Raw genomic sequence first — 19164 nt, 5'->3', positions numbered from 1 at the left:
ACCACTGATAGGAGAGCTTTCATTTGTATGGGTAAATAGCTGTGACGGATTCATGTTTCTCGAATCTACTCTATCCAGTCACCGGTCTCGATTTTCTCTGGCAGATACTTATCAGCAAGGAATCTTAGACCTTTGCTAGTCATTGCCTCTATCTCTAGCTTTGCCTTCTTCTTTAGGAATATGTCTATCTCTATTTGCCACTTCTTTGTCTGGAACCACCTGTAGTTGCGTAGTTCGTATGCCCTCTTTATGTCGGCATCCTTCGCCTTTATTATGTAGTTGCGTCGTTCCTGCTCAGTTAGGTATGGCTTTTTCTTACCATGCCCAAATATATCTGTCATGCTTACTCCTATGAATCTGGCCTTTGGTGTTGCGAGGCGCTCACTTTCGTAGCTCAATGTTATTGAGCCTATCTTAAATACGCTGTATATGTACCATCCATAGGGGTCAGCGTCTGTTAGTATGTATACTGGTAGCCCTAGCTCCTCGTTTAGTCTCCTTACGAATCTTCTCGTAGCTCTGTCAGGCTGACCTGCGCTCGTTATTAGTATCGCTTTGTGCCTCTTCCAGAAGCCTATACGGTGTAGTTGCTGGAATACTGCGTCCTTCTCCACCACTAGCACATATTCAGCGTCGACATCTATGAACTCTATGAGGTCAGGAGTAGGCTCTATGGCATAGGCTCCATGGCCCATCTTGCTGAGGTCTATTATGTCGTTCCCGCTTCTTATTCTCATGTTTCCTACTACTTTCCCCTTCTCCTTGCTGAGTATCAACATCTCTTCGCGGAGCAATCCTGTAAAGACTTCTATGTCTCGTATTACTGCATCTGATTCGCGCTGCTCGTCCCACGTGTTTTCTTCGTGTCTACGGCCGCCTGGCTCACGGTACACTATAGTATGCTTGCCTCGGTAGTAGAGGTCACGGATTGTCGGATACTCATCTCTCTCGAGCGCCTCGTATATTATTCTAGCCATTAGCAGTGTCTGCATGAACTTCTTAGACTCATGTAGGTCGAAGAAGCTTCGGCGTAACTTTTCTGGGCCTAGTAGTAGTAGCTTCCTCTTCTCATCGTAGATGGTGTTTGCTAGAGTTCTCTTCGGCAGCATTATGGTTGGGTTTTCTCCTCTCTTTATCTGCTCAAATATCTCTTTGAATCGTTCCCTAAATACCTGCAGTGCACGCTTCCTAGCCTCAATGTCAGCTTTATCTATGTACTCGTCTATTGTGGACACGACTTACCTCACCCCCTTTATTCTTCTATGTTTACCTCTAGCCCTTCTACTAGTTTTGCAAACTTCTCATCCTCTATCCGCAGCCTCTTTTTCATGGCTGTTAGGAGCATTTCCCTTATACTATTCTCATCCACGCTGTAGTCCTTCAGTATTGTTGCTAGACTCTTTGCTATCTCGGGTGTATACTTCATGAAGGTTATTACGCGCTTCTTAGCTTCCTCTTCCTTCTTCTTCTGCAGGAGATATTCTCTAAGTTTTCTAGCTGCTTCTCGAAGCGCGTTACGGAGCTCCTGCTCTATCTCCGGCACGTCGGCAACGCTCTCCTTTCCTACACCTTTGTATGGCACTTTTGTACTAGCTATATGGGTCAATACTGCAACGGGTGCTGGGAATACTACTAGGTAGTTTCGCCAGTCGAAGTTCTTTGGGTCTACAACTTTCCATGCTACGTCGGATTTCTCGTCATAAAGTAGAGGTATCTTATTGGCATATCTTAAAAGTATAGGCTCACTAGATGGTGGTATTTGTCCCCCGTAGGCTATGCCAACCTCTACTATGAATGAGTGGCCCTCATAGGCTCTTGGACGCCTAGTTACTGCTGCGACAAACTCGGGCTTTAGTATGGTCCTTAGACCTGCTTCTATGATTTCTGGACCGAAGGGGGAAAGCGCGTCAGCGCTCGGTGGCCTAAACCTCTGATACTCTCTTAGCTTTCTTGCCAGTTTCTCAAGCTTTCTATCATCTAACTTATGAGGATCGAGGTTCTTGTCAAACCCAGCCCAATCGAGGAATGCCTCAGCAGTTTTACGCCCTACACCTTGGAATGCATCTATTAAGAACTCAAGGAGCGTAGTTGCTTTTGATTTTCTTATTAACTGTTTCAGCAGCTCTATGTCCACTCCCTGGGGATGTGGCTTTACCTCTCTAGGCTGTTTAGGGAGTTTGTCTATAGTCCTATGGTATACCGTTATATTACCGTCAGGGTCTATGAATGTTATATTAGCATAGGGTGCTGCTATAGCTGTCCTTCTTATGTACTCGTGAACACGGTGACGGGCCCTAGGCCAGTCGCCTTCTATTACGACACTTACACGTGTTCCATGCCAACCACTTGGATTAGGATATTCGCCTTTAGCTAGTACTATTGGCTTGTTCCTTTCTATATCTATTTTTATCCGGAAGAAGTATATCTTAGAAGAGCCTATGGGTGATGTGTATACTTCTACTGGTTGACCTGTCTTAATCTGCCCGTATAGTATAGCCATTTTCGCGCCCAAGCCAAAGCGGCCACGGGCCTGCCGGAGCTTGTACTTTGAGCTGTATAATACCTGTCCAAACGCGTATGGTACGTGTTGTGGCTGAATACCTATACCGTTATCTTCAACGGTTATTCGGTAATAACTGGGGTGTTCGGGGATTTGCTCTATTACAAGTGTTATGTCTGGTAGTATACCATGCACATCTGTTGCGTCAAGAGCGTTCTCAACTAGTTCACGTACAGTTTGATATAGCGCGCGTGATGGACTGCCAAAACCAGCGACCTCCCTGTATTCATAGAAGAATTGCGATGGTGTCATGCTACGGAAGCTTTCTTGTTGAGCTACTTGCTGTCTCTTAGCCATTACCCTAGCCCTCGTTTGTTTTCAGCACTAGAGACCTTAAATAACTAGCCCGAAACTACTTCTACAATTAAAAGCATTTCTAACAATAAACTGCTACTACAACCCAGTAGAGAAATATAGAATCCTGGAGAGAGTCATGAGAGCGCTATCTCCTATACTCTCGGCAGTAATACTACTAATGGCAACACTAGCCGCAGGTGCAATAATGTATCAATACTTCATAGACACCATAGAGACTGTTGCTGACAAACCAATACTCTACGCCTACAACGCTGAATACCTCCAGGATTTGGGCATCGTATATGTGACACTAGATAACAGTGGATCGCAAGTAGTAAACATAACCGCTGTACATATAGATTGTGCTAACGGTGAAGCACTCGACATACCAATATCTCAAGTAATAGACGCAGGAGAAACAAAATCTCTTCGTGTATCAATAAATAAGACAATATGTCCAACACCATCAGTTATGGTTATAGAGTATGATATGGGTGACAAAACATATACTACAGAGCCTATAAAAATATCTTGACGTAAAATATTTTTTAATAATCTTAAATATTATGTAAAAACATAATTCTAAGTCTAAATATTCACTGGGGCCAGTGCCTTGAACTTCAAATTTACTAATCTGCACGGGTTGCATAAGAACAACAGGGATGATCTAGATATACTCCTAGTAGAAATGATTAAACCGCTAACTTGTAATGACCGCATTAAAAACACTATTAGGAAATATACTGTTTCCGGTGTCGTGGATATAGTAATAGGTGTCAATAGGGAGGACGAAATAATCTATTGCATAAATGAGCCGGTAATCGGCGATGATGAATTTCTAAATACTGTAGCACTGATAATAGAAGGAGTCATAGCCGAAGGACTGCAATCTTTACCCTCAAACCATACTGAACTCAAGAGATTCGCAGAAAGATACGGAATAGACTATGACTTTTTGAAATCGAACTACACAGTAATGAGCTATCTAATAGCTAAGGGTTTAAGTGGATACGGACCTCTTTATCCACTCATAGAAGACCCTAATATAGAGGAAATAGCTGTTAATGCTCCTAATACCTATGCATATATAGTTCACCGTCACTTACCAATTGGCTGGATAAAGACAAACGTTTCCCTACACGAACAGCTGCTGGACAACCTCATAATACAATTGGCTAGAAAGAGTGGACGTGATGTAAGCTTTGCACATCCATACCTTGAAGCATTACTGCCGGAAGGTCATCGTGTAGCAGCAACATTCTCTAAAGAAATTAGTCGCTTTGGATCCTCACTTGTTATAAGGAAGCATCGCATAGAACCATTACCTATTACGACTCTAATAGCTGATAACGTACTTTCTGTACTTGCTGCAGCATATCTTTGGTTCCTCATGGAGTATAGACCTGCAATATTAATAGTAGGCCCTACGGCATCTGGAAAGACAACTTTCCTACAAGCATTACTCTCATTAGTGCCACCGTATGCCCGAATAGTGACAATAGAGGATACTCCCGAGCTTAACTTGCCTTACAGTCAGTGGGATAGCCTTGTCACGAGGTATACGTATAGCGACTATGAGGGCGAGGACATAGACATCTATAAGCTTGCAAAATTTGCGCTAAGGCGGAGACCAGATTACTTCGTTATAGGCGAGATGAGGGGCGAAGAAGCACGTGTGTTCATTCACGCAGCGGGCAGCGGACATGCTGCGTTAGCCACATTCCATGCCGATTCTCCTGAGTCTGCTCTGCAGAGGTTGCGCAGTAACCCAATAAATCTAGGCGATAGCTTTCTGCAGCTATTATGGCTCATAATAGTACTCAGAAGAGTACGTTTAGCGAGCGGCATAGAGGCCCGTAGAGTAGTAGAGATCGTTGAAGTAGTGCCAGCCAACAATACCATAGACTTCATAACATTGTTTAAGTGGAATCCGCGCGAAGATCTATTACATCCTTTAGACGTAGAGAGCCTTATAAATTCAAGTTATCGTATAAGACTTATAGCTGAACTATACGGTTTAGACTATAGTTATATACAAGATAGGATAGAAAAATTTACTTCATTGCTAAAATCATGTATATCATGTGACTTTAAGAGTCTACGCTTACTAGTTGAAGATTATTATAAGTCTCAAATAATCAAAATATTAACGAATAGATAGCTGGATTAGGAGGATTAGTTATGCTCAAAGTAAATGGTTACTTTTATTCCAAAAATATTAAGATAGACGAAGACAGGCTTATAGCCGAGCTACCCTTGTTAATGCTCTACTCTCTATCGTATGCTGGCGGTAGTAAGGCTCCTCACGAGGTTTTCAATGATATATCTAATGATATTAATCTTCAAAAATTGTTCAGAGAAATTAGTAAAATCTCTAAGATATATATTAGGTTTGTTAAGAAATATGGGAACAGCATATTTGCGCTAGAGAGGACAGCTGATACTGTCTCAAGTGTAACGTTTTCGAGACTCATAAGGTCATATATAGCATCTTATGTGCTTAGAGGAAGTCCCCTTGAAACCCTTTATCAAATGGCCGTTATCTCTGCGGAGGTGTTCGAACAGAAGCTTAGGGATAAGCTCGAAGCGCTTATGCATGGTATAGAGCTTATAGCTACAGCCACAGTGGTCGTACTTATGACTGTTATACTTTCATCATCATTGTCTGCAAACTACGTTGCATCATATATAGCATCACTGGTAGTTATTGGCTTCTCCTTTGCGATTGCAGTTTCTACACGGATTAGAGTACTCTCAGTACTAATGCCACAAGACAAGTCTATATTACTGGATTTACTGTCTTCGCTAACCGTAATAACGTCACTGATATTATTACTAATTGATAAGTACTTGTATGCCGTTGCATTATCTACATTAACAATACCGTTATACATATATAATATAGCTGTTATGAAAAGCATTATTGCCCGACTATCTAGGCTAACATATACTGTACGCGTCATAACGGATGCCCTAGCGCTTCGTTTGACAAATATAGACATAGTAGTTTCTATAATCAAACACGGCGAAGGCCCCGAGAGGCCACTCATATATGCATTAAGGACGGGTAGAGCAGCACCAGGCAATATCGAGAAATGGCATCTTGTCTACTTGCTTTCAAAGACTATATCTGCTATTGTTAGAAGTGGTAGTAATGCTTCAAAGGTTGCCAGGATAGCCAATACCATTCTAGAGTCGATAAGCCTGAACATGAGAATACTCTTTAACAAAGCTATAGCTATAATGATTTTGTTGCCTGCGATAATGGTAACTATAACTGTATCCATAGCTTATGCCACACACGTATTCAACTCTACTAGCTCGATTGCTACCTCGCCTCTAGGCTCTACTTTCTTCATCACAATAAACAAGGGGCTTGCAGTCAAGTCCATAGCTGTGACTGGTGTAGGCGCCAGTTTCGCAATAACTTATGCCGTATGGGGTTCTTTAGCATATAATATTGCAGCTCCACTAATAGTAGTTGGCACGAGTATCATAATGCTACTATTGTAGAGAACCGTAACCTAGTACGCGGTTAGATAGAAAAATACCCTATTACTCATCTCTATCGTTTTCCTTTCACAATACGAGCAATTGCCTCCCGATACGGTGGAGTTATTATACCCTTTTCAGTTATTATTGCTGTAACTAGCTCCGGCGGAGTTATGTCAAATGCCGGATTGTACACGTCCACGTCCTTTACAGTTATGAGTAACTTTCCTAGGATAGTTCTAACTTCATCCGGATCACGCTCCTCTATAGGGATATTATCGCCCTCTATACTCATGTCAAACGTTGATGTCGGGGCAGCCACATAGAATGGAACCTTATGCCTATATGCGAGGACTGCTATCATGTAAGTCCCTATCTTGTTCGCTACATAGCCATCCGCAGTTATTCTATCAGCGCCTACAATCACCTTGTCTACGAGACCTTTGTACATCACATACCCAACCATGTTATCCGTTATGAGCTTGACCTCGATACCCTCTTTCTTTAGCTCCCATACCGTGAGTCTTGCACCCTGAAGAAGAGGACGCGTCTCAGTGGCTATGACCTTTATACGTTTACCTTCCTCTATTGCAGCTCTCATTATACCCTCAGCAGTACCGTAAGCAGCTGTTGCCAAGGCACCAGCATTGCAGTGAGTAAGAATAGTGTCGCCATCGTCTATTAGCTTAGCTCCTATGCGGCCAAGCTCTATATTGGTTTTGACATCCTCTATATGTATCTTTTTTGCCTCATCCACCACAGTTCTTATAATATCATCTACATCACTGCCCCGCTCTAATTGCTCCCTAGCCTTATTCATGACCCTATTCAAGGCCCAGAACAGGTTATACGCTGTGGGTCTAGTTGTTGCGAGTACTTCTCTGGCTTCTTGTAGCTTGTTCCATAGCTCCTCGGAGCTTTTAGAGTTTGAATATACGGCTGCGAGTGCAAGACCATAAGCTGCTGCCACACCTATAGCCGGCGCACCCCTGATCTCCATGGACTTTATGGCCACAGCAACCCTCCTGTAGTCGCGCGTCTCTCTATAAACCTCCTCCCATGGTAGGAGACGTGTATCAAGCCAACGAAGCTTAGGCCCTTCGCTATCATCTTCAATCCATTCAATAGGCTTTATCTTCAGCTTCTCTAGAAGCTCCATGATATACCAGCCAGGTTGAATATGCAAACATCATGAAGAGCCCTTTAAAGCTTGGCAGAGCTAATCTTCACGCATCATTGTTGTACAAGCTTTTTCCAACCGCTATTCTGGTAGAGCCAACGGGGGATATACCACAGTATACGGTTACGACGCGAAACCCGGGGGAACAAGTTGACAATAGAGTTGAAGATAGTTGACGAAAAGACCTTGGAACTTGTGATAGTAAAAGGCATAGATGAAGCGCTGAAACATTTACCATATGCAAGTATACATAGGCTTCATCCTCTCGAGGCTCTATACCTGCTGTACAACGGCGTAGCTACAGTCATAGGCCACGATGGCAAGAATTACACGTTTGAAGACTTGATTAAAAAATACAGCCGGCTAAACCCCTATGCCTGGGTTGAGTTTGAGGTATACCTTGACCTACGAAAGCGTGGTAGGCTTCCAGTTCCTGGGCCAAGGCCTCATTCCATTCTACTAAGACGTAGAAAGAGAGAACCAAAGTATACACATTACATACTGGTACTTGAAGAGAATAGACCTGTAAAGCTTGTAACACTATACTCCTTCGTGGAGGAGGCAGCAAAGAACGGCTGGGAACCGCTTTTGGCCATAGTTGACCGATACGGTGACATAACATATTATACAGCTTCAATCTTCAGACCGGGTTTAACAAGGCTACCAAGAGAGGGTGGTACAGAGCCTTGACGCAGATAGTCCTAGAGCCTCTTCGAGGATTTAGGGACATTCTTCCGCCCGAGTCGAGAGCGTTATCGAGGCTTGCAGAGATCTTTACGGAAGTAGCTGAGGCATATGGTTATAGGGAAGTTAAGCCGCCAACACTCGAGAGATTCCAGCTATTCGCTGTAAAGTCTGGCGAGGAGATAAGGCGCTCCATGTATGTATTCAAGGATAAAGCCGGAAGAGAAGTTGCACTAAGACCAGAGGCCACTGCAAGCATTGCAAGAATATACCTCAAACATCTACGAGGCGAGCCGAAACCACTAAGGCTATATTATGTTGTCAACTGTTTCAGGTATGAAGAGCCACAGAAGGCGAGATATAGAGAGTTCTGGCAAGCCGGCATTGAGCTTCTAGGCGAGCCATCGATCCTAGGAGACTTTGAAGTCATAAGAATCTTGGTAAAGTTCTATGAACGCATAGAAATGCTTGACCATATAGTCTTAAAGATAGGTACTACAAAGCTCTACCGTCACCTCTTCTCAAAGTACAATATAAGCGAGGATATCCAGGACCACATACTCCACCTTATGGATAAGGATCTCTACAACGAGGCCATAAATGTTCTACTCGAGACCGACAGTCCAGAGCTTGCCGACCTGCTAGAGCAGTTATGGAGCAGAGCTAGAAACAATATCGAGGAAGCGAAGAAGATTGTAGCAAAAGCTTCGGAGGAGGCGGCAGGCATACTGGAAGAGTTCAATAAGCTAATCAAGATGCTCAGAGAGTACAATAACCAGCTAAGACTCGATGTAGACTTAGCGTTTGCACGCGGCTTAGCATACTATACCGGTACAATATTCGAAGTCAAGGTTCCCGGTTTCCCTGTAAGCATAGCAGGTGGCGGCCGCTATGATAACCTAATTGAACTCTATGGCGGGGAAAAGGTGCCAGGGACCGGGTTTGCTATAGGCCTTGACAGAACACTAGCAGCGATACAAGAGCTAGGATTGTCACCTAAGCTAGTTTACGAAGATAAAGTCCCTATAGCTATAATAGTTCTTGATGAAGCGCTTGCAGGATACGCAGCTAGAGTGCAGGATATACTCGCTGCAAAGAGTACAGTAACAACATCAATGTATGTTAGCCCAAAGCTACAGAAGATACTACCAAAGTTAGCCAAACAAGGTTATCGTTATGCTGTTATAATAGGGAGAAAAGAGGCTGCAGAAGAGAAAGTTGTTCTACGCGATCTATTGCAGCGAAGACAGGATATAGTAAGTCTAGATGAACTAAGCAATGTAGAGTTTAAGTAAGTATTTGGGCTCAATAGGCTTAGTGACCTTCGGTATTAACTTTGACTCACTAGTTATGGTGACTATTTTACGAGGAAACACCCAGCTACATAACCCTCTCTCATTAACTGACTAGCCTAGTGGGGAAGAAGGATATTGAGCAACATCGATGTGGACTACGAGGAGCTTACTAAGAAGGATATTGAGGACATCGGTAGACGCGTTGCAGAGAACTTGAAAGAATATATACCATCCAACTTTAGCAAGTTGCTAAGGAAGCTCAGCAAGGGTATAGAGCGTGCAATAGTATCTAGGCATAGACGATTGCTTGTCATAACAGGCAGTGACCCCGTAAAGGTAGGCGCTGCCGCTGCTAGAGCACTACTATTCTATGAACGCGTATATCGCAGGGTAAAGGGTAAGGAAGAGCTACCACTACTATACGTATTTCACGACGAGTTTAAGGATGCGAAGATACGCAAAGAGATAGTTAAGAGAACCGTAAAGTCTAGAGCAAACATGATAACTCCAACGATAGCTAGGTATGAAGAAAGCGACCGGTTCCTCGGCACAACATTCAAGCTATTAGTCATGGATCTTGTTAACGATCTGAAACCTAATGACGTTGGCAGACTTGTCGGCATAGTGGAAGGCAGCGGCCTAATCATATTCATGGTACCACCTTGGATCAAATGGGATAAATGGATGACTATATTTAAGCAAAATCTCGTAGTGCCGGGCTATAGAGAACCGCGACACGTATTCATAAGATGGTTTAAGCGCAAACTAATAGAACATGATGGAATTTATATATATGATGTAGACGAGGGCGATACCATAAAGGCTGACGACTACCCCCTCCGCCGTTCCACAGAAAGTAAAATAGAGATCCCAGAAAAGACACTCTTCCCACGCGAACTCTACGAGCTAGCTCTTACTCAAGACCAGGTAAATGTCATTAAAACCATTGAATCACTCTTAGAGAAGGCTAAGAAAAAGAAGAAAGCCATAGTAATCACGTCAGACCGAGGCAGAGGAAAGTCCGGAGCCGTAGGAATAGCGTCAATAGGCCTAGCACTAAGGCTGCGCCGTGAACGGAGGAGAGTACGAATAGTAGTCACAGCACCAAACCTGGCAAATGTCCAGTCCTTCTTCTCGTTAGCACTTAAGGCCGCTGAAAAACTTGAGATAAAAACCCGTATAGTCAAACGCGGTGAACGCATACTAGAGCTGCACGGAGAGGGCTTCAGCATCGAGTACTGGGAGCCGATACACGTACCAAAGCTTAAGGCGGACATAGTAATAGTCGATGAAGCCGCTGGAATGCATGTACCCCTACTACACCGTATATGGCGTAGCCACAGCCGAATGATATTCGCCACAACGATACACGGCTACGAGGGTGCCGGGCGTGGCTTCTCCGTACGGTTCCTACCATTGCTCAAAAACGATCCAAAGACCGAACTGATACTAATAGAGATGCATGAACCAATACGCTATGCGCAAGACGACCCTATAGAGAAGTGGCTTTTCGACGCACTACTGTTAGATGCAGAACCAGCAGACCTTGACGAGAAAGATATAGAAGATATAAAGCAAGGCAAGCTAGAGTACGTCAAGTTCGATCCATACTGGCTCTTCAGCCCAGAGGGAGAAGAGACCCTTCGCCAGCTTTTCGGAATATACGTTCTAGCCCACTATCGGAACGAGCCAGACGACCTAGCAATACTAGCAGATGCTCCGCATCATATTGTGAGAGGTGTACGACTACCCTCGGGGAAGATTGTTTGTGCCCTCCAGATAGCTAACGAGGGTGGCCTAGACGACGAGATGATTGAGGAACTCCTACGTGGTGGTAAGACGCCTGGCAACATTATACCCGATCGCATGCTTAAACATCTACGTGTTAGAGAGTTTGGTAGAGCAAGGGGCTGGCGTATAGTACGTATAGCAACCCACCCCAACGTTCAGGGCAAGGGCATAGGCTCATTCGCGCTAGAGCATGTCTGGAAAGAAGCTGAGGAGGAGGGGCTCGATTGGGTCGGAAGTGGATTCGGCGTTAACGAGCAACTCCTAAGGTTCTGGCTTAAGAACGGATTTCTACCAGTACATATGTCCCCAGACAGAAACCCCGTCAGCGGCGAGTACACAATACTCGTTCTAAACCCCATCAAGGAGACTATGAAGAAGCTAGTAGCTATAGCAAATAAGGAGTTTCGGAGAAAAGTACTCGAAAGTCTTCACGACCCATACCGTGATCTAGAAACAGACGTAGCAATACAGATTCTGAAGAGCGGTGAACCAGTGTTTGAGGACTACTATCCAAGACTCACACCAATACAAGTAGACCGTCTCTGGATATACGCGTACGGTCCTATGACATACGAGGCTGTCGCTGACGTCATACACGAGGTTGTGAAAGCCTATTGGCTCATGTACCCCAAGACTAAAGGACTCAGTCTATCTAAGCGTGAGGAGTACATAGCAGTGGCTAAAGTGCTACAGGGAAGGAGCTGGGAAGCTGTAGCAGAAGAACTACGCACACGACCCCACAGCATAATGGTAGCGCTTAAAGACATCGCTAGAAAGGTTCTCAAAATATACTATGGACTAGACTCGGAGTCTGCTATAGGTATAGAGTCTTCAATCCTATTAGAACGCATAGAGAAGGGGAGACTATTCGTCAAGCCGATTACACTGCGTAAAACCAAAGAGTCCAAGAAGGGCCGCGATGAGCCGGAGAGCCAATCGAGAAGCCGAGAAGCCTCAACTAACGAGGATGGCTTGGTCACGACAAAAGGCTCCGGAGCCAATGACTAGAGCCTATTTATTGATCCTTAGTAGTATTATTCATAGCTTATATCCGCTCCCTTATTGCGCGGCTTCAGAACCATTACATTATCATAACCGTGTTTATCTCTAAGTACTCTAAGTGCTGCCATAGCTGAGGCCTCATCGGAGAAGAAGCCGTACACTAATGGCCCCCAACTACTCTGGCCTACACCCCGTGCACCCAGCTCCTGGAGACTCTCAGCAGCCTTTTCGGACTCAGGGCAACAAAACAGTCCTCCCTGAGCTACAGAGAAGTAAATCCCAGTCAAGCGCTGTATCTCTTCGATTCCTTTCGCAAATAGTAAGAAATCATGCTCCACGATACCGGGTACAACCATGCGGAGAAGAGCATACATGGCTCTGCAGCATAGCTCCATGCCGCCTTGCGGTATGCGCATTAAGGTGTCCTCTTGTTGACCCTCGCTTATACGCCAATTTGTCTCAGGAACTATCACGACAACGCGCCAATCTTCGGGAAATTTCGTCCTTAGAGCTGGGCGCGCAATCTTAGCCTCCGCATTTACGCTTACACCTGCATCCACTATGAAACCTCCATGGAGGAATGCTCCTACACCTATTCCGGAATACGGTCCTCTCTTGGCTGCTTTTACGGCCTCGTCAACGCTCTTGCCGTTTAGTATGGCTATAGCAGTGTATAGGGCTAGCGTGAGCTGAGTCGTAGACCCTAATCCCACGTGACTTGGTATACATTTCTCTATACGTATTTTGACTGGGTGTTTTAAGCCAAGCCTGTTCTTTGCTTCTATGAGTGCTTTGTATGCTCTGTCGCTGTCGCAGCCTTCGATTTCATCGCTGCTAGCTATCCCAGCTTCTACTACATAACCGATTCCGTCTACTGCTAACCCTAGGCCTCCTAGTATCCTTTTGTCTTCACTACAGAGCCCGTAAAAGCCCAAGTGTATACGGGCTCCGGTCTCAACACGGACAATAGTAGGCTTAGCCAATGTAGCCACCTAGCAACACCGCTGCTAGGGCTCCGTGTCTTCAGCCGAGAACCGAGTCATCACCTAAACTTGACTCAGCACAATACTCCTTCATCACAAGCCCTCCACTGGTATACCCTTCTTGAGGGCATAGGCAGTAAATAGCCGCATCATTCCTTCGGCTATGTGTAGTTTACGTACCTTCTCCGGCCAAGGAGGAATACTTTTCTTCAACCACGGCTTAGACCACCAGCCAACTCTCTCCCTGGTATTCATGCCGTAAAGCGATATCTTAGAGGCATCACACATCACTGCTAGACCAAACGCCCTATCACCGTCAGTAAATCCTGAGGCCATATACGCTAATTCTGACACCATACACTGTACAGTGCCAGCTACACGTTCTATCCTGGGCACAACCGCGCGAAGCGCAGCTATGTTGTCACCGTGGGCATGCACTAGTACCACTGCCCCTGCCCTACTGGCCTCTAGTATGTAGAACCACGAGCCATCCAGATCTGTAACTATTATGTCAGGTCTCACTCCATAGCTTGATAGTAGAGCTACAGCACCATCCACGGCTATTACTCTTTCACACTCATGTAGTAGTCTTATCCGCTTCTCGAGGCTCTCCGAGCCCCCTGCAATACATACATGAGTGTCACGAATAATGTTGCAGACTTCGCAGATACTCCTATATCTTCCTTCGAGACGCGCCTCGTAGAGGAGCCAGTCAAGTATACGGGCTGCTCTACAGTCCTCGCGGAGGCTATATCCCATGAAGCCGCGGATAGCGTCAACCAGTTCGCCTAATAGTAGCGGTGATAGCAGCCACTTCATTCCTGAGCAGCGATACGTCGAAATGCTGGCAGTATTAAACACCCAGGGATCGTCCATAGTAACTCCTCTCGGCATTAGACGTAACGGAGATCATTTAGTAGTGAGGCTATACCCAGGCACGAGCATCCACGAGCTGGGCTATAGCGTTTACGAGATGTGCCTAGCTCAGCCCTACAACCCACTTGCTTACTATACTGCAGTGCTAGAACATACCGTCGAACTAGTCCCTGCTAAGTCTATTCATACACCATGCCCTAGAGTCGAGGGTCCACGTATCGAGGCGGTGGTCGTATCACGCTACATGGGACCTAGCGGCATTCTAACACTAGTATTAGAGCCTATACTCGTACTAGAGGGAAAGGGGTGGTTTACATACTCTAGGAGCCTGGGGTGCAGCATAGAGTTGCTAATAGCTTTTACAAGGCTACGCCACTGGGCCAAGAATAGAATAATACGGCCACCCTGCACTAGAATTCGACAGCTTGTATACACAGTCTTATCGTCCTATGATTGTATAATGCATAGCACGTGGAGCCCTGAGGTGCATAGAGTTGCGGCCACCGTGGCTAAGTCAGCTATCGACTACGCTTTTCTGACCGGCTGTATAGCGCCGAGCAATATAGAAGACGTCTAGCACTCTAGGCGGCGAAGCTTATACGAGCCCGCCGGGTATACATAGTCCTGGCTGTCCCGGCGGAGCTTGCCGCCGCAACAGCCCCGAAGGGGGCTAGTAGCCCTCCTCGGGGATGAGCGGCGGACCCGCACGGCTGGGGGTCGGGGGCAAACACGCCCATATTCACCTCCACTGTCCTAACGATATGCATCCTCATAGAAGCCTGGTACGACTCTTCTCCTGAGGGTTAGCATGGTATACGAGGCTATGCCTCCTGGCACGGGCTAGCCTGGCAAGAAGCAGACCATGCACAGCATTTATGTGAACAACCTCTTTCTTCACTATGGAGTCAACTAGGTCTATTAGCCATGGGAGTCCAGTTGGGCCGGCTTCTCTAGCTAGGACAGCGACTACATCTTCGACTGGCACCGCTCTGCTGCAGATCTCTAGTTTTACTGCCTCGGCTAGCCCGCGTAGAGGCTTGTAGAAGACTATCTTACAGCCTAGCTTGGCCAGTTGCCCTTGATTATGTTTTACCTCAATGTATTCTCCACGCCGAAGCACGAGTGATGCAATAGCTTTGTCGCTCAGTGACACATTAATGATGTTGGCTATGTGCCTGGAGTAACTCCGCTTAAGTACACCAACCAAGGGTATACCTCTGCGTATAGCCTCCTTTACCAGCATAATGCTAAGCTGCTCTACACTAGGCCAGAGATCTGAGCTGCCACGTCGCGGCAGTATCTCTCCGTCAATCACTAGCATCTCAGCATTGTCGACCACACTTAATGCATGCCTACGCTCTTCTATTCTTGCCAACGCTGCCACATAGTCCTGGTCTAATTCTCCAAGGAATTCTACCAGCATTTTCCTAGAGCGTTTAACATTAGTCTTGCCGTGAGAATACATGACTACCGCTACTGCTATAATACTCATTGACATACCCACAAGGTCTAACGGTGAGCTAGGAAAAGCAGAATCCACCGCGTATACCGGGTCAGGAGAGCTTGCTTGTATCTCAAGCTTCTTTATCCCTACGCGCTCCTCAACAAGGCTTCTAAGCTTCCCGCTTACGAAGGGTAGTCTGTCAGCAATCTTGTCCACAGCATCCCATACGTCGTTAAACTCGATTACATCGACCACAATCCAGTCACCTTGACGAGAGTTCTTGAGAGAGCCTAGAAACACCATTATGCTTTAATAATAAAGCCCTATATGCAGTTTGCCGCCGGAGTAATGCTGGCAGTTGCGAAGCCTCCTGGGTGGGAGTTATTGTGGAGGGAGAGAAGTCTTACAAGCTAGACCCGTGGGCTTCGGCAGTCAAGCTAGAGTATGACAAATTGTTCCGCTACTTCGGTATAAAGCCGTTCCAGGAGCTTCTACCACGTGTAAGCCAGGTATTCGGTGAGCCCCTACATCTTATGAAGCGTGGCGTTATCTTTGGACACAGAGACTACGAAACCATCCTCGACGCGTATAAGTCTGGAGAGCGTATAGCGCTCGTAACGGGCTTTATGCCAAGTGGTAAGTTCCACTTTGGCCACAAGATGGTGGCCGACCAGATAATCTACTACCAGAAGCTGGGCTTCGAGGTATTCATAGTGATAGCTGATGCGGAAGCATATGCTGTCCGGAAGCTAGACCGGAAGAAAGTAATAGAAATAGGACTGTACGAGTATGTGGCTAATCTCATAGCGCTAGGACTTGAGAAGAACAAACATACCCATATATACTTCCAGACTAACTATGAGAAGCCATACTACCGATTGATACAGATGTTCTCACGCAAGATAACAATGGCTGAAATGGAAGCTATCTATGGTGATCTAGAGCCAGGTAAAGTCGTAGCAGCACTAACACAGGCAGCCGATATACTGCATCCACAACTAGAGTACTTCGGTGGATTCAAGTACGTACTAGTACCTGTCGGAGCCGACCAAGACCCTCATATTAGGTTCACACGTGACATAGCAGACCGGTTTGAGAACGAGCTAGGGCTAAGGAGGCCAGCGTCCACCTATCACAGGTTCCAGACCGGTCTTGACGGGAACAAGATGAGTAGCTCTAGGCCAGACTATACGATATTCCTAACAGACCCGGTAGATGTTGCTGTTCGCAAGCTTAAGCGTGCATTAACTGGCGGAAGAGCTACTGTCGAGGAGCAGCGTAGGCTGGGAGGAATCCCCGAGAAGTGTACGATATACGAGTTCTATGTCTACCATCTGCTACGGGATGATAGAGAGTTAGTTAGGATTTACAACGAGTGTAAGCAGGGAAGCCTACTCTGCGGCCCCGATAAGCAGTATGCTGCCGAGCTGCTCGCAAAGTTCCTAGAAGAACACCAGAAGAGGCTCGAGAAGGCGAGGGATAGAGTACTCGAGTACGTTGAGCCTCCTGAGTTCTAAAACTCCGGCTCGCCATAGCCCTCTTCTTCTATGTAGTCTAGCCTGCTAGGTCCCTTTCTCCTCCTTATCCTACGTTCAATGCTCCATGCTAGCGTTGATGCTACGGCAGAGAAGCTTGGTCTTCCGTGGATCGGCGTTACTCTTCCATCCTTTATCGCCTTGAGCACAGCTTCATCATCTCTACTACTGACCTCTATGATGTTGTAAGCAGCGCCAATAGCGTCTGCCACATGCGCGTCACTATTAGCTAGGCCTGGGACTCCTAGTTCACGTGCTACTTGCTCAGCCCGACGGTTAGATAAAGGGTCACTATAGGCATTGTAAACCTCTATTGCGTCCCACTTTCCATCGTATACTAGCCTGCCTATACCCTTCCTCCTCGTATCGAACGGGTGCGCTGGAGCAACTATACAGCCGTGCTCGTGAGCTGTATCCGCCAGTTCTAAGGGATCGCGTGGAACCACCTCAAGAGGTACATCACTGCAATATACTAGTATATCCCCCGCAGTTGTACGTATCTCAGCACCGATAATAACCACTATATCGAGCTGCATGCTTTTGACAGCTTTTAGAGCCCTAATTGAACCCGAAAAGGTATCGTGATCTGTAATAGATATCACATCTAGTTCTTTCTCAAGCGCCTTTAACAGTATCTCTTCAGGACTATTACGTCCATCGCTAAAAGTACTATGTATATGTAGGTCTCCTCGCAGCTTCTGAAACGGCATTGTCTTCAACCACCATTCCCGGGAATAATATCGCTATGGTGTTCGTTTGTTTGTTCTTGCATAGGGGCATATCTTCCTAAAGCTGCAGTACCGACACTCCCACTCGTAGCGCGGCGTCTGAAGATCGTATATCGTCTCCCTGATCAACCCCTCTATATCCATCTCTGCCGGCTCTATCTCGAATTCTACAAGTCTCTCAGGCGTCACATATAGAAGATATCCACGGTTAGCACCGAGCAGCTGCATGTAGATTCGCAGCTGCATTACGTGATGCTCACGCGGATTATTTTCTGGGAGATCGCGGCTAGTCTTTATCTCGACTACTATCTCCGGCTTACCATTTTTACCACGCCTTACTAGGTCTGCACGCCCTTTAAGTATGTACTCCTTCCCATCGATAATGTAGCTCTTCTCTATCTGTACCTCTGCCTCCCACCCGTTTTCTGCAAGCAGGGAACCTAGACCCGCATGTACAAGATCGCCGAGTACTAGCGGTGGCTCGAACTTGAAGCTTAGGAGGGGGAATGAGAGTCTCATACTACGCTTATGGCTACACGAAACCAAGTCGGTGACATAGATTATCCGGGGATCTGTTAGCTCCCTTAGTTTTTCGCTGAAGTCACGTTGCTTAATCCGGTATAACTCGTTAACAATACTCATGCTTTGCTACCCCTCAAACAAGTGCACAGCTTTGGTTAATTGCACAGCACAAGCCCAGAGGAGTTAGGTTCATAGAGCCTGCCGTGGTTAGGGTAGCCGGTCTAGTATAAGGCGGAGGTCCTGGAAATTGCCTATCTTCTTTCTCAGTGGACGGAGCCACCGTGCTAGGTTATAGCAGCCCTCACCACGCTCGATTACCCCCTTCTCTCTAAGCGATACTGCTACTAGGATGGGTTTCCGGACCCCATATATCTGGTTTAGGTCACGTTCAAATATTATCTCGCCCACGGATATATTGTCCCATACATAGCTGAATACTTTTATTTCGTCCGAGCTAAACCTCACTATTAGCTCACGTAGCTTGTAGAGCGTCTTTATTTCCTCCTCCGAGAACTTCGCTGGCAAAAGCCTCACCCCGGTAACGGTTAATCAGTATCACTAGAGCGTGGCGTAGTGCCTCACTACGGTTCCTAAACACGCCGGTACGGACGAGTTCATCTAACCTCTCCACTAGTTCCGCTGGCGCCTTAAACGTCACTATGACTGTTTGAGGCAATCTATCCCCCAGACCGTATGCTATAGGAGGAGCATACAGTCTCAAAATTAAGCCCTAGGGGTGTACTACCCCCGTACTACCCTTGGGGCTAGGAGCCAG

General features: G+C 46.1%; 18 protein-coding genes. 8 read left to right on the top strand and 10 right to left on the bottom strand.

Translation table 11 applies throughout. From position 1 onward, the window contains the following. Positions 1–65: 65 nt before the first annotated feature. Positions 66–1235 carry a DNA topoisomerase IV subunit A gene (locus Pyrde_RS08560; RefSeq protein ID WP_197272677.1) on the bottom strand — a complete coding sequence of 390 codons (1170 nt, stop codon included), beginning with the start codon at positions 1233–1235 and terminating at the stop codon, positions 66–68. Between the two features lie 17 nt (positions 1236–1252). Further along, a complete protein-coding gene (locus Pyrde_RS08555) occupies positions 1253–2857 on the bottom strand; it encodes a DNA topoisomerase VI subunit B (RefSeq protein WP_055409925.1) in 1605 nt (534 codons plus the stop codon). A 136-nt stretch (positions 2858–2993) separates the two neighbouring features. On the opposite strand from Pyrde_RS08555, the gene Pyrde_RS08550 reads away from it, so the two are divergent. The 3 genes from Pyrde_RS08550 (at position 2994) to Pyrde_RS08540 (ending at position 6370) form a co-directional block, all read left to right on the top strand. Then, positions 2994–3392: an archaellin/type IV pilin N-terminal domain-containing protein gene (locus tag Pyrde_RS08550; protein ID WP_055409923.1), complete on the top strand. Its 399-nt coding sequence runs from the start codon at positions 2994–2996 to the stop codon at positions 3390–3392. 78 nt (positions 3393–3470) lie between these two features. Further along, positions 3471–5018 carry a type II/IV secretion system ATPase subunit gene (locus tag Pyrde_RS08545; RefSeq protein ID WP_143522135.1) on the top strand — a complete coding sequence of 516 codons (1548 nt, stop codon included), beginning with the start codon at positions 3471–3473 and terminating at the stop codon, positions 5016–5018. A 20-nt stretch (positions 5019–5038) separates the two neighbouring features. After that, entirely contained in the window at positions 5039–6370 is a 1332-nt protein-coding gene (locus Pyrde_RS08540; RefSeq protein ID WP_055409919.1) for a hypothetical protein, read from the top strand. A gap of 52 nt (positions 6371–6422) precedes the next feature. Here Pyrde_RS08540 and mtnA read toward each other — a convergent pair whose 3' ends face one another. After that, positions 6423–7508 (bottom strand): S-methyl-5-thioribose-1-phosphate isomerase, encoded by a 1086-nt coding sequence (gene mtnA, locus Pyrde_RS08535; RefSeq protein ID WP_055409918.1) that lies wholly within the window; start codon positions 7506–7508, stop codon positions 6423–6425. Between the two features lie 171 nt (positions 7509–7679). On the opposite strand from mtnA, the gene Pyrde_RS08530 reads away from it, so the two are divergent. The 3 genes from Pyrde_RS08530 to Pyrde_RS08520 all read left to right on the top strand — a co-directional run bounded on the left by Pyrde_RS08530 (position 7680) and on the right by Pyrde_RS08520 (position 12307). Then, positions 7680–8219 carry a hypothetical protein gene (locus Pyrde_RS08530; protein WP_055409916.1) on the top strand — a complete coding sequence of 180 codons (540 nt, stop codon included), beginning with the start codon at positions 7680–7682 and terminating at the stop codon, positions 8217–8219. Continuing rightward, positions 8216–9508, top strand: coding sequence for a histidine--tRNA ligase (gene hisS / locus Pyrde_RS08525; protein ID WP_055409914.1), 1293 nt, complete (start codon positions 8216–8218; stop codon positions 9506–9508). The genes Pyrde_RS08530 and hisS overlap by 4 nt, the downstream gene beginning before the upstream one ends. Positions 9509–9643: 135 nt before the next feature. Further along, positions 9644–12307: a tRNA(Met) cytidine acetyltransferase TmcA gene (locus Pyrde_RS08520; RefSeq protein WP_082419584.1), complete on the top strand. Its 2664-nt coding sequence runs from the start codon at positions 9644–9646 to the stop codon at positions 12305–12307. Positions 12308–12333: 26 nt separating this feature from the next. Here Pyrde_RS08520 and Pyrde_RS08515 read toward each other — a convergent pair whose 3' ends face one another. Then, on the bottom strand, positions 12334–13284 hold the full coding sequence (locus tag Pyrde_RS08515; protein WP_055409912.1) for a GHMP family kinase ATP-binding protein: 951 nt from the start codon (positions 13282–13284) through the stop codon (positions 12334–12336). A gap of 93 nt (positions 13285–13377) precedes the next feature. Then, positions 13378–14103, bottom strand: coding sequence for a 6-hydroxymethylpterin diphosphokinase MptE-like protein (locus tag Pyrde_RS08510; protein ID WP_055409910.1), 726 nt, complete (start codon positions 14101–14103; stop codon positions 13378–13380). 22 nt (positions 14104–14125) lie between these two features. Here Pyrde_RS08510 and Pyrde_RS08505 point away from each other — a divergent pair, with 22 nt between their 5' ends. Continuing rightward, a complete protein-coding gene (locus Pyrde_RS08505) occupies positions 14126–14737 on the top strand; it encodes a PNPOx family protein (RefSeq protein WP_055409908.1) in 612 nt (203 codons plus the stop codon). A 192-nt stretch (positions 14738–14929) separates the two neighbouring features. Here Pyrde_RS08505 and Pyrde_RS08500 read toward each other — a convergent pair whose 3' ends face one another. Continuing rightward, complete coding sequence (locus Pyrde_RS08500; RefSeq protein WP_055409907.1) at positions 14930–15859, bottom strand: DNA double-strand break repair nuclease NurA; 930 nt, start codon at positions 15857–15859, stop codon at positions 14930–14932. A gap of 131 nt (positions 15860–15990) precedes the next feature. On the opposite strand from Pyrde_RS08500, the gene Pyrde_RS08495 reads away from it, so the two are divergent. Beyond that, a complete protein-coding gene (locus tag Pyrde_RS08495) occupies positions 15991–17121 on the top strand; it encodes a tryptophan--tRNA ligase (RefSeq protein ID WP_156328041.1) in 1131 nt (376 codons plus the stop codon). Here Pyrde_RS08495 and Pyrde_RS08490 read toward each other — a convergent pair. The 4 genes from Pyrde_RS08490 to Pyrde_RS10475 form a co-directional block, all read right to left on the bottom strand. Continuing rightward, positions 17118–17849 carry a CehA/McbA family metallohydrolase gene (locus tag Pyrde_RS08490; protein ID WP_055410913.1) on the bottom strand — a complete coding sequence of 244 codons (732 nt, stop codon included), beginning with the start codon at positions 17847–17849 and terminating at the stop codon, positions 17118–17120. The genes Pyrde_RS08495 and Pyrde_RS08490 overlap by 4 nt on opposite strands. A gap of 33 nt (positions 17850–17882) precedes the next feature. After that, a complete protein-coding gene (gene cas4, locus Pyrde_RS08485; protein ID WP_055409905.1) occupies positions 17883–18509 on the bottom strand; it encodes a CRISPR-associated protein Cas4 in 627 nt (208 codons plus the stop codon). An 87-nt stretch (positions 18510–18596) separates the two neighbouring features. Further along, entirely contained in the window at positions 18597–18914 is a 318-nt protein-coding gene (locus Pyrde_RS08480; protein WP_082419579.1) for a PolB1-binding protein PBP2 family protein, read from the bottom strand. Further along, the gene (locus Pyrde_RS10475; RefSeq protein ID WP_231656722.1) at positions 18862–19065 is read right to left on the bottom strand and encodes a ribbon-helix-helix domain-containing protein; all 204 of its coding nucleotides are present in this window, start codon (positions 19063–19065) and stop codon (positions 18862–18864) included. Before Pyrde_RS10475 ends, Pyrde_RS08480 begins: the two co-directional genes overlap by 53 nt. Positions 19066–19164: the final 99 nt, after the last annotated feature.

It is taken from the genome of Pyrodictium delaneyi (genome assembly GCF_001412615.1).
GTDB lineage: Archaea > Thermoproteota > Thermoprotei_A > Sulfolobales > Pyrodictiaceae > Pyrodictium > Pyrodictium delaneyi.
The sequence above is the reverse complement of the archived record's forward strand: the minus strand, read 5'-3'. Positions and strand labels throughout refer to the sequence as shown.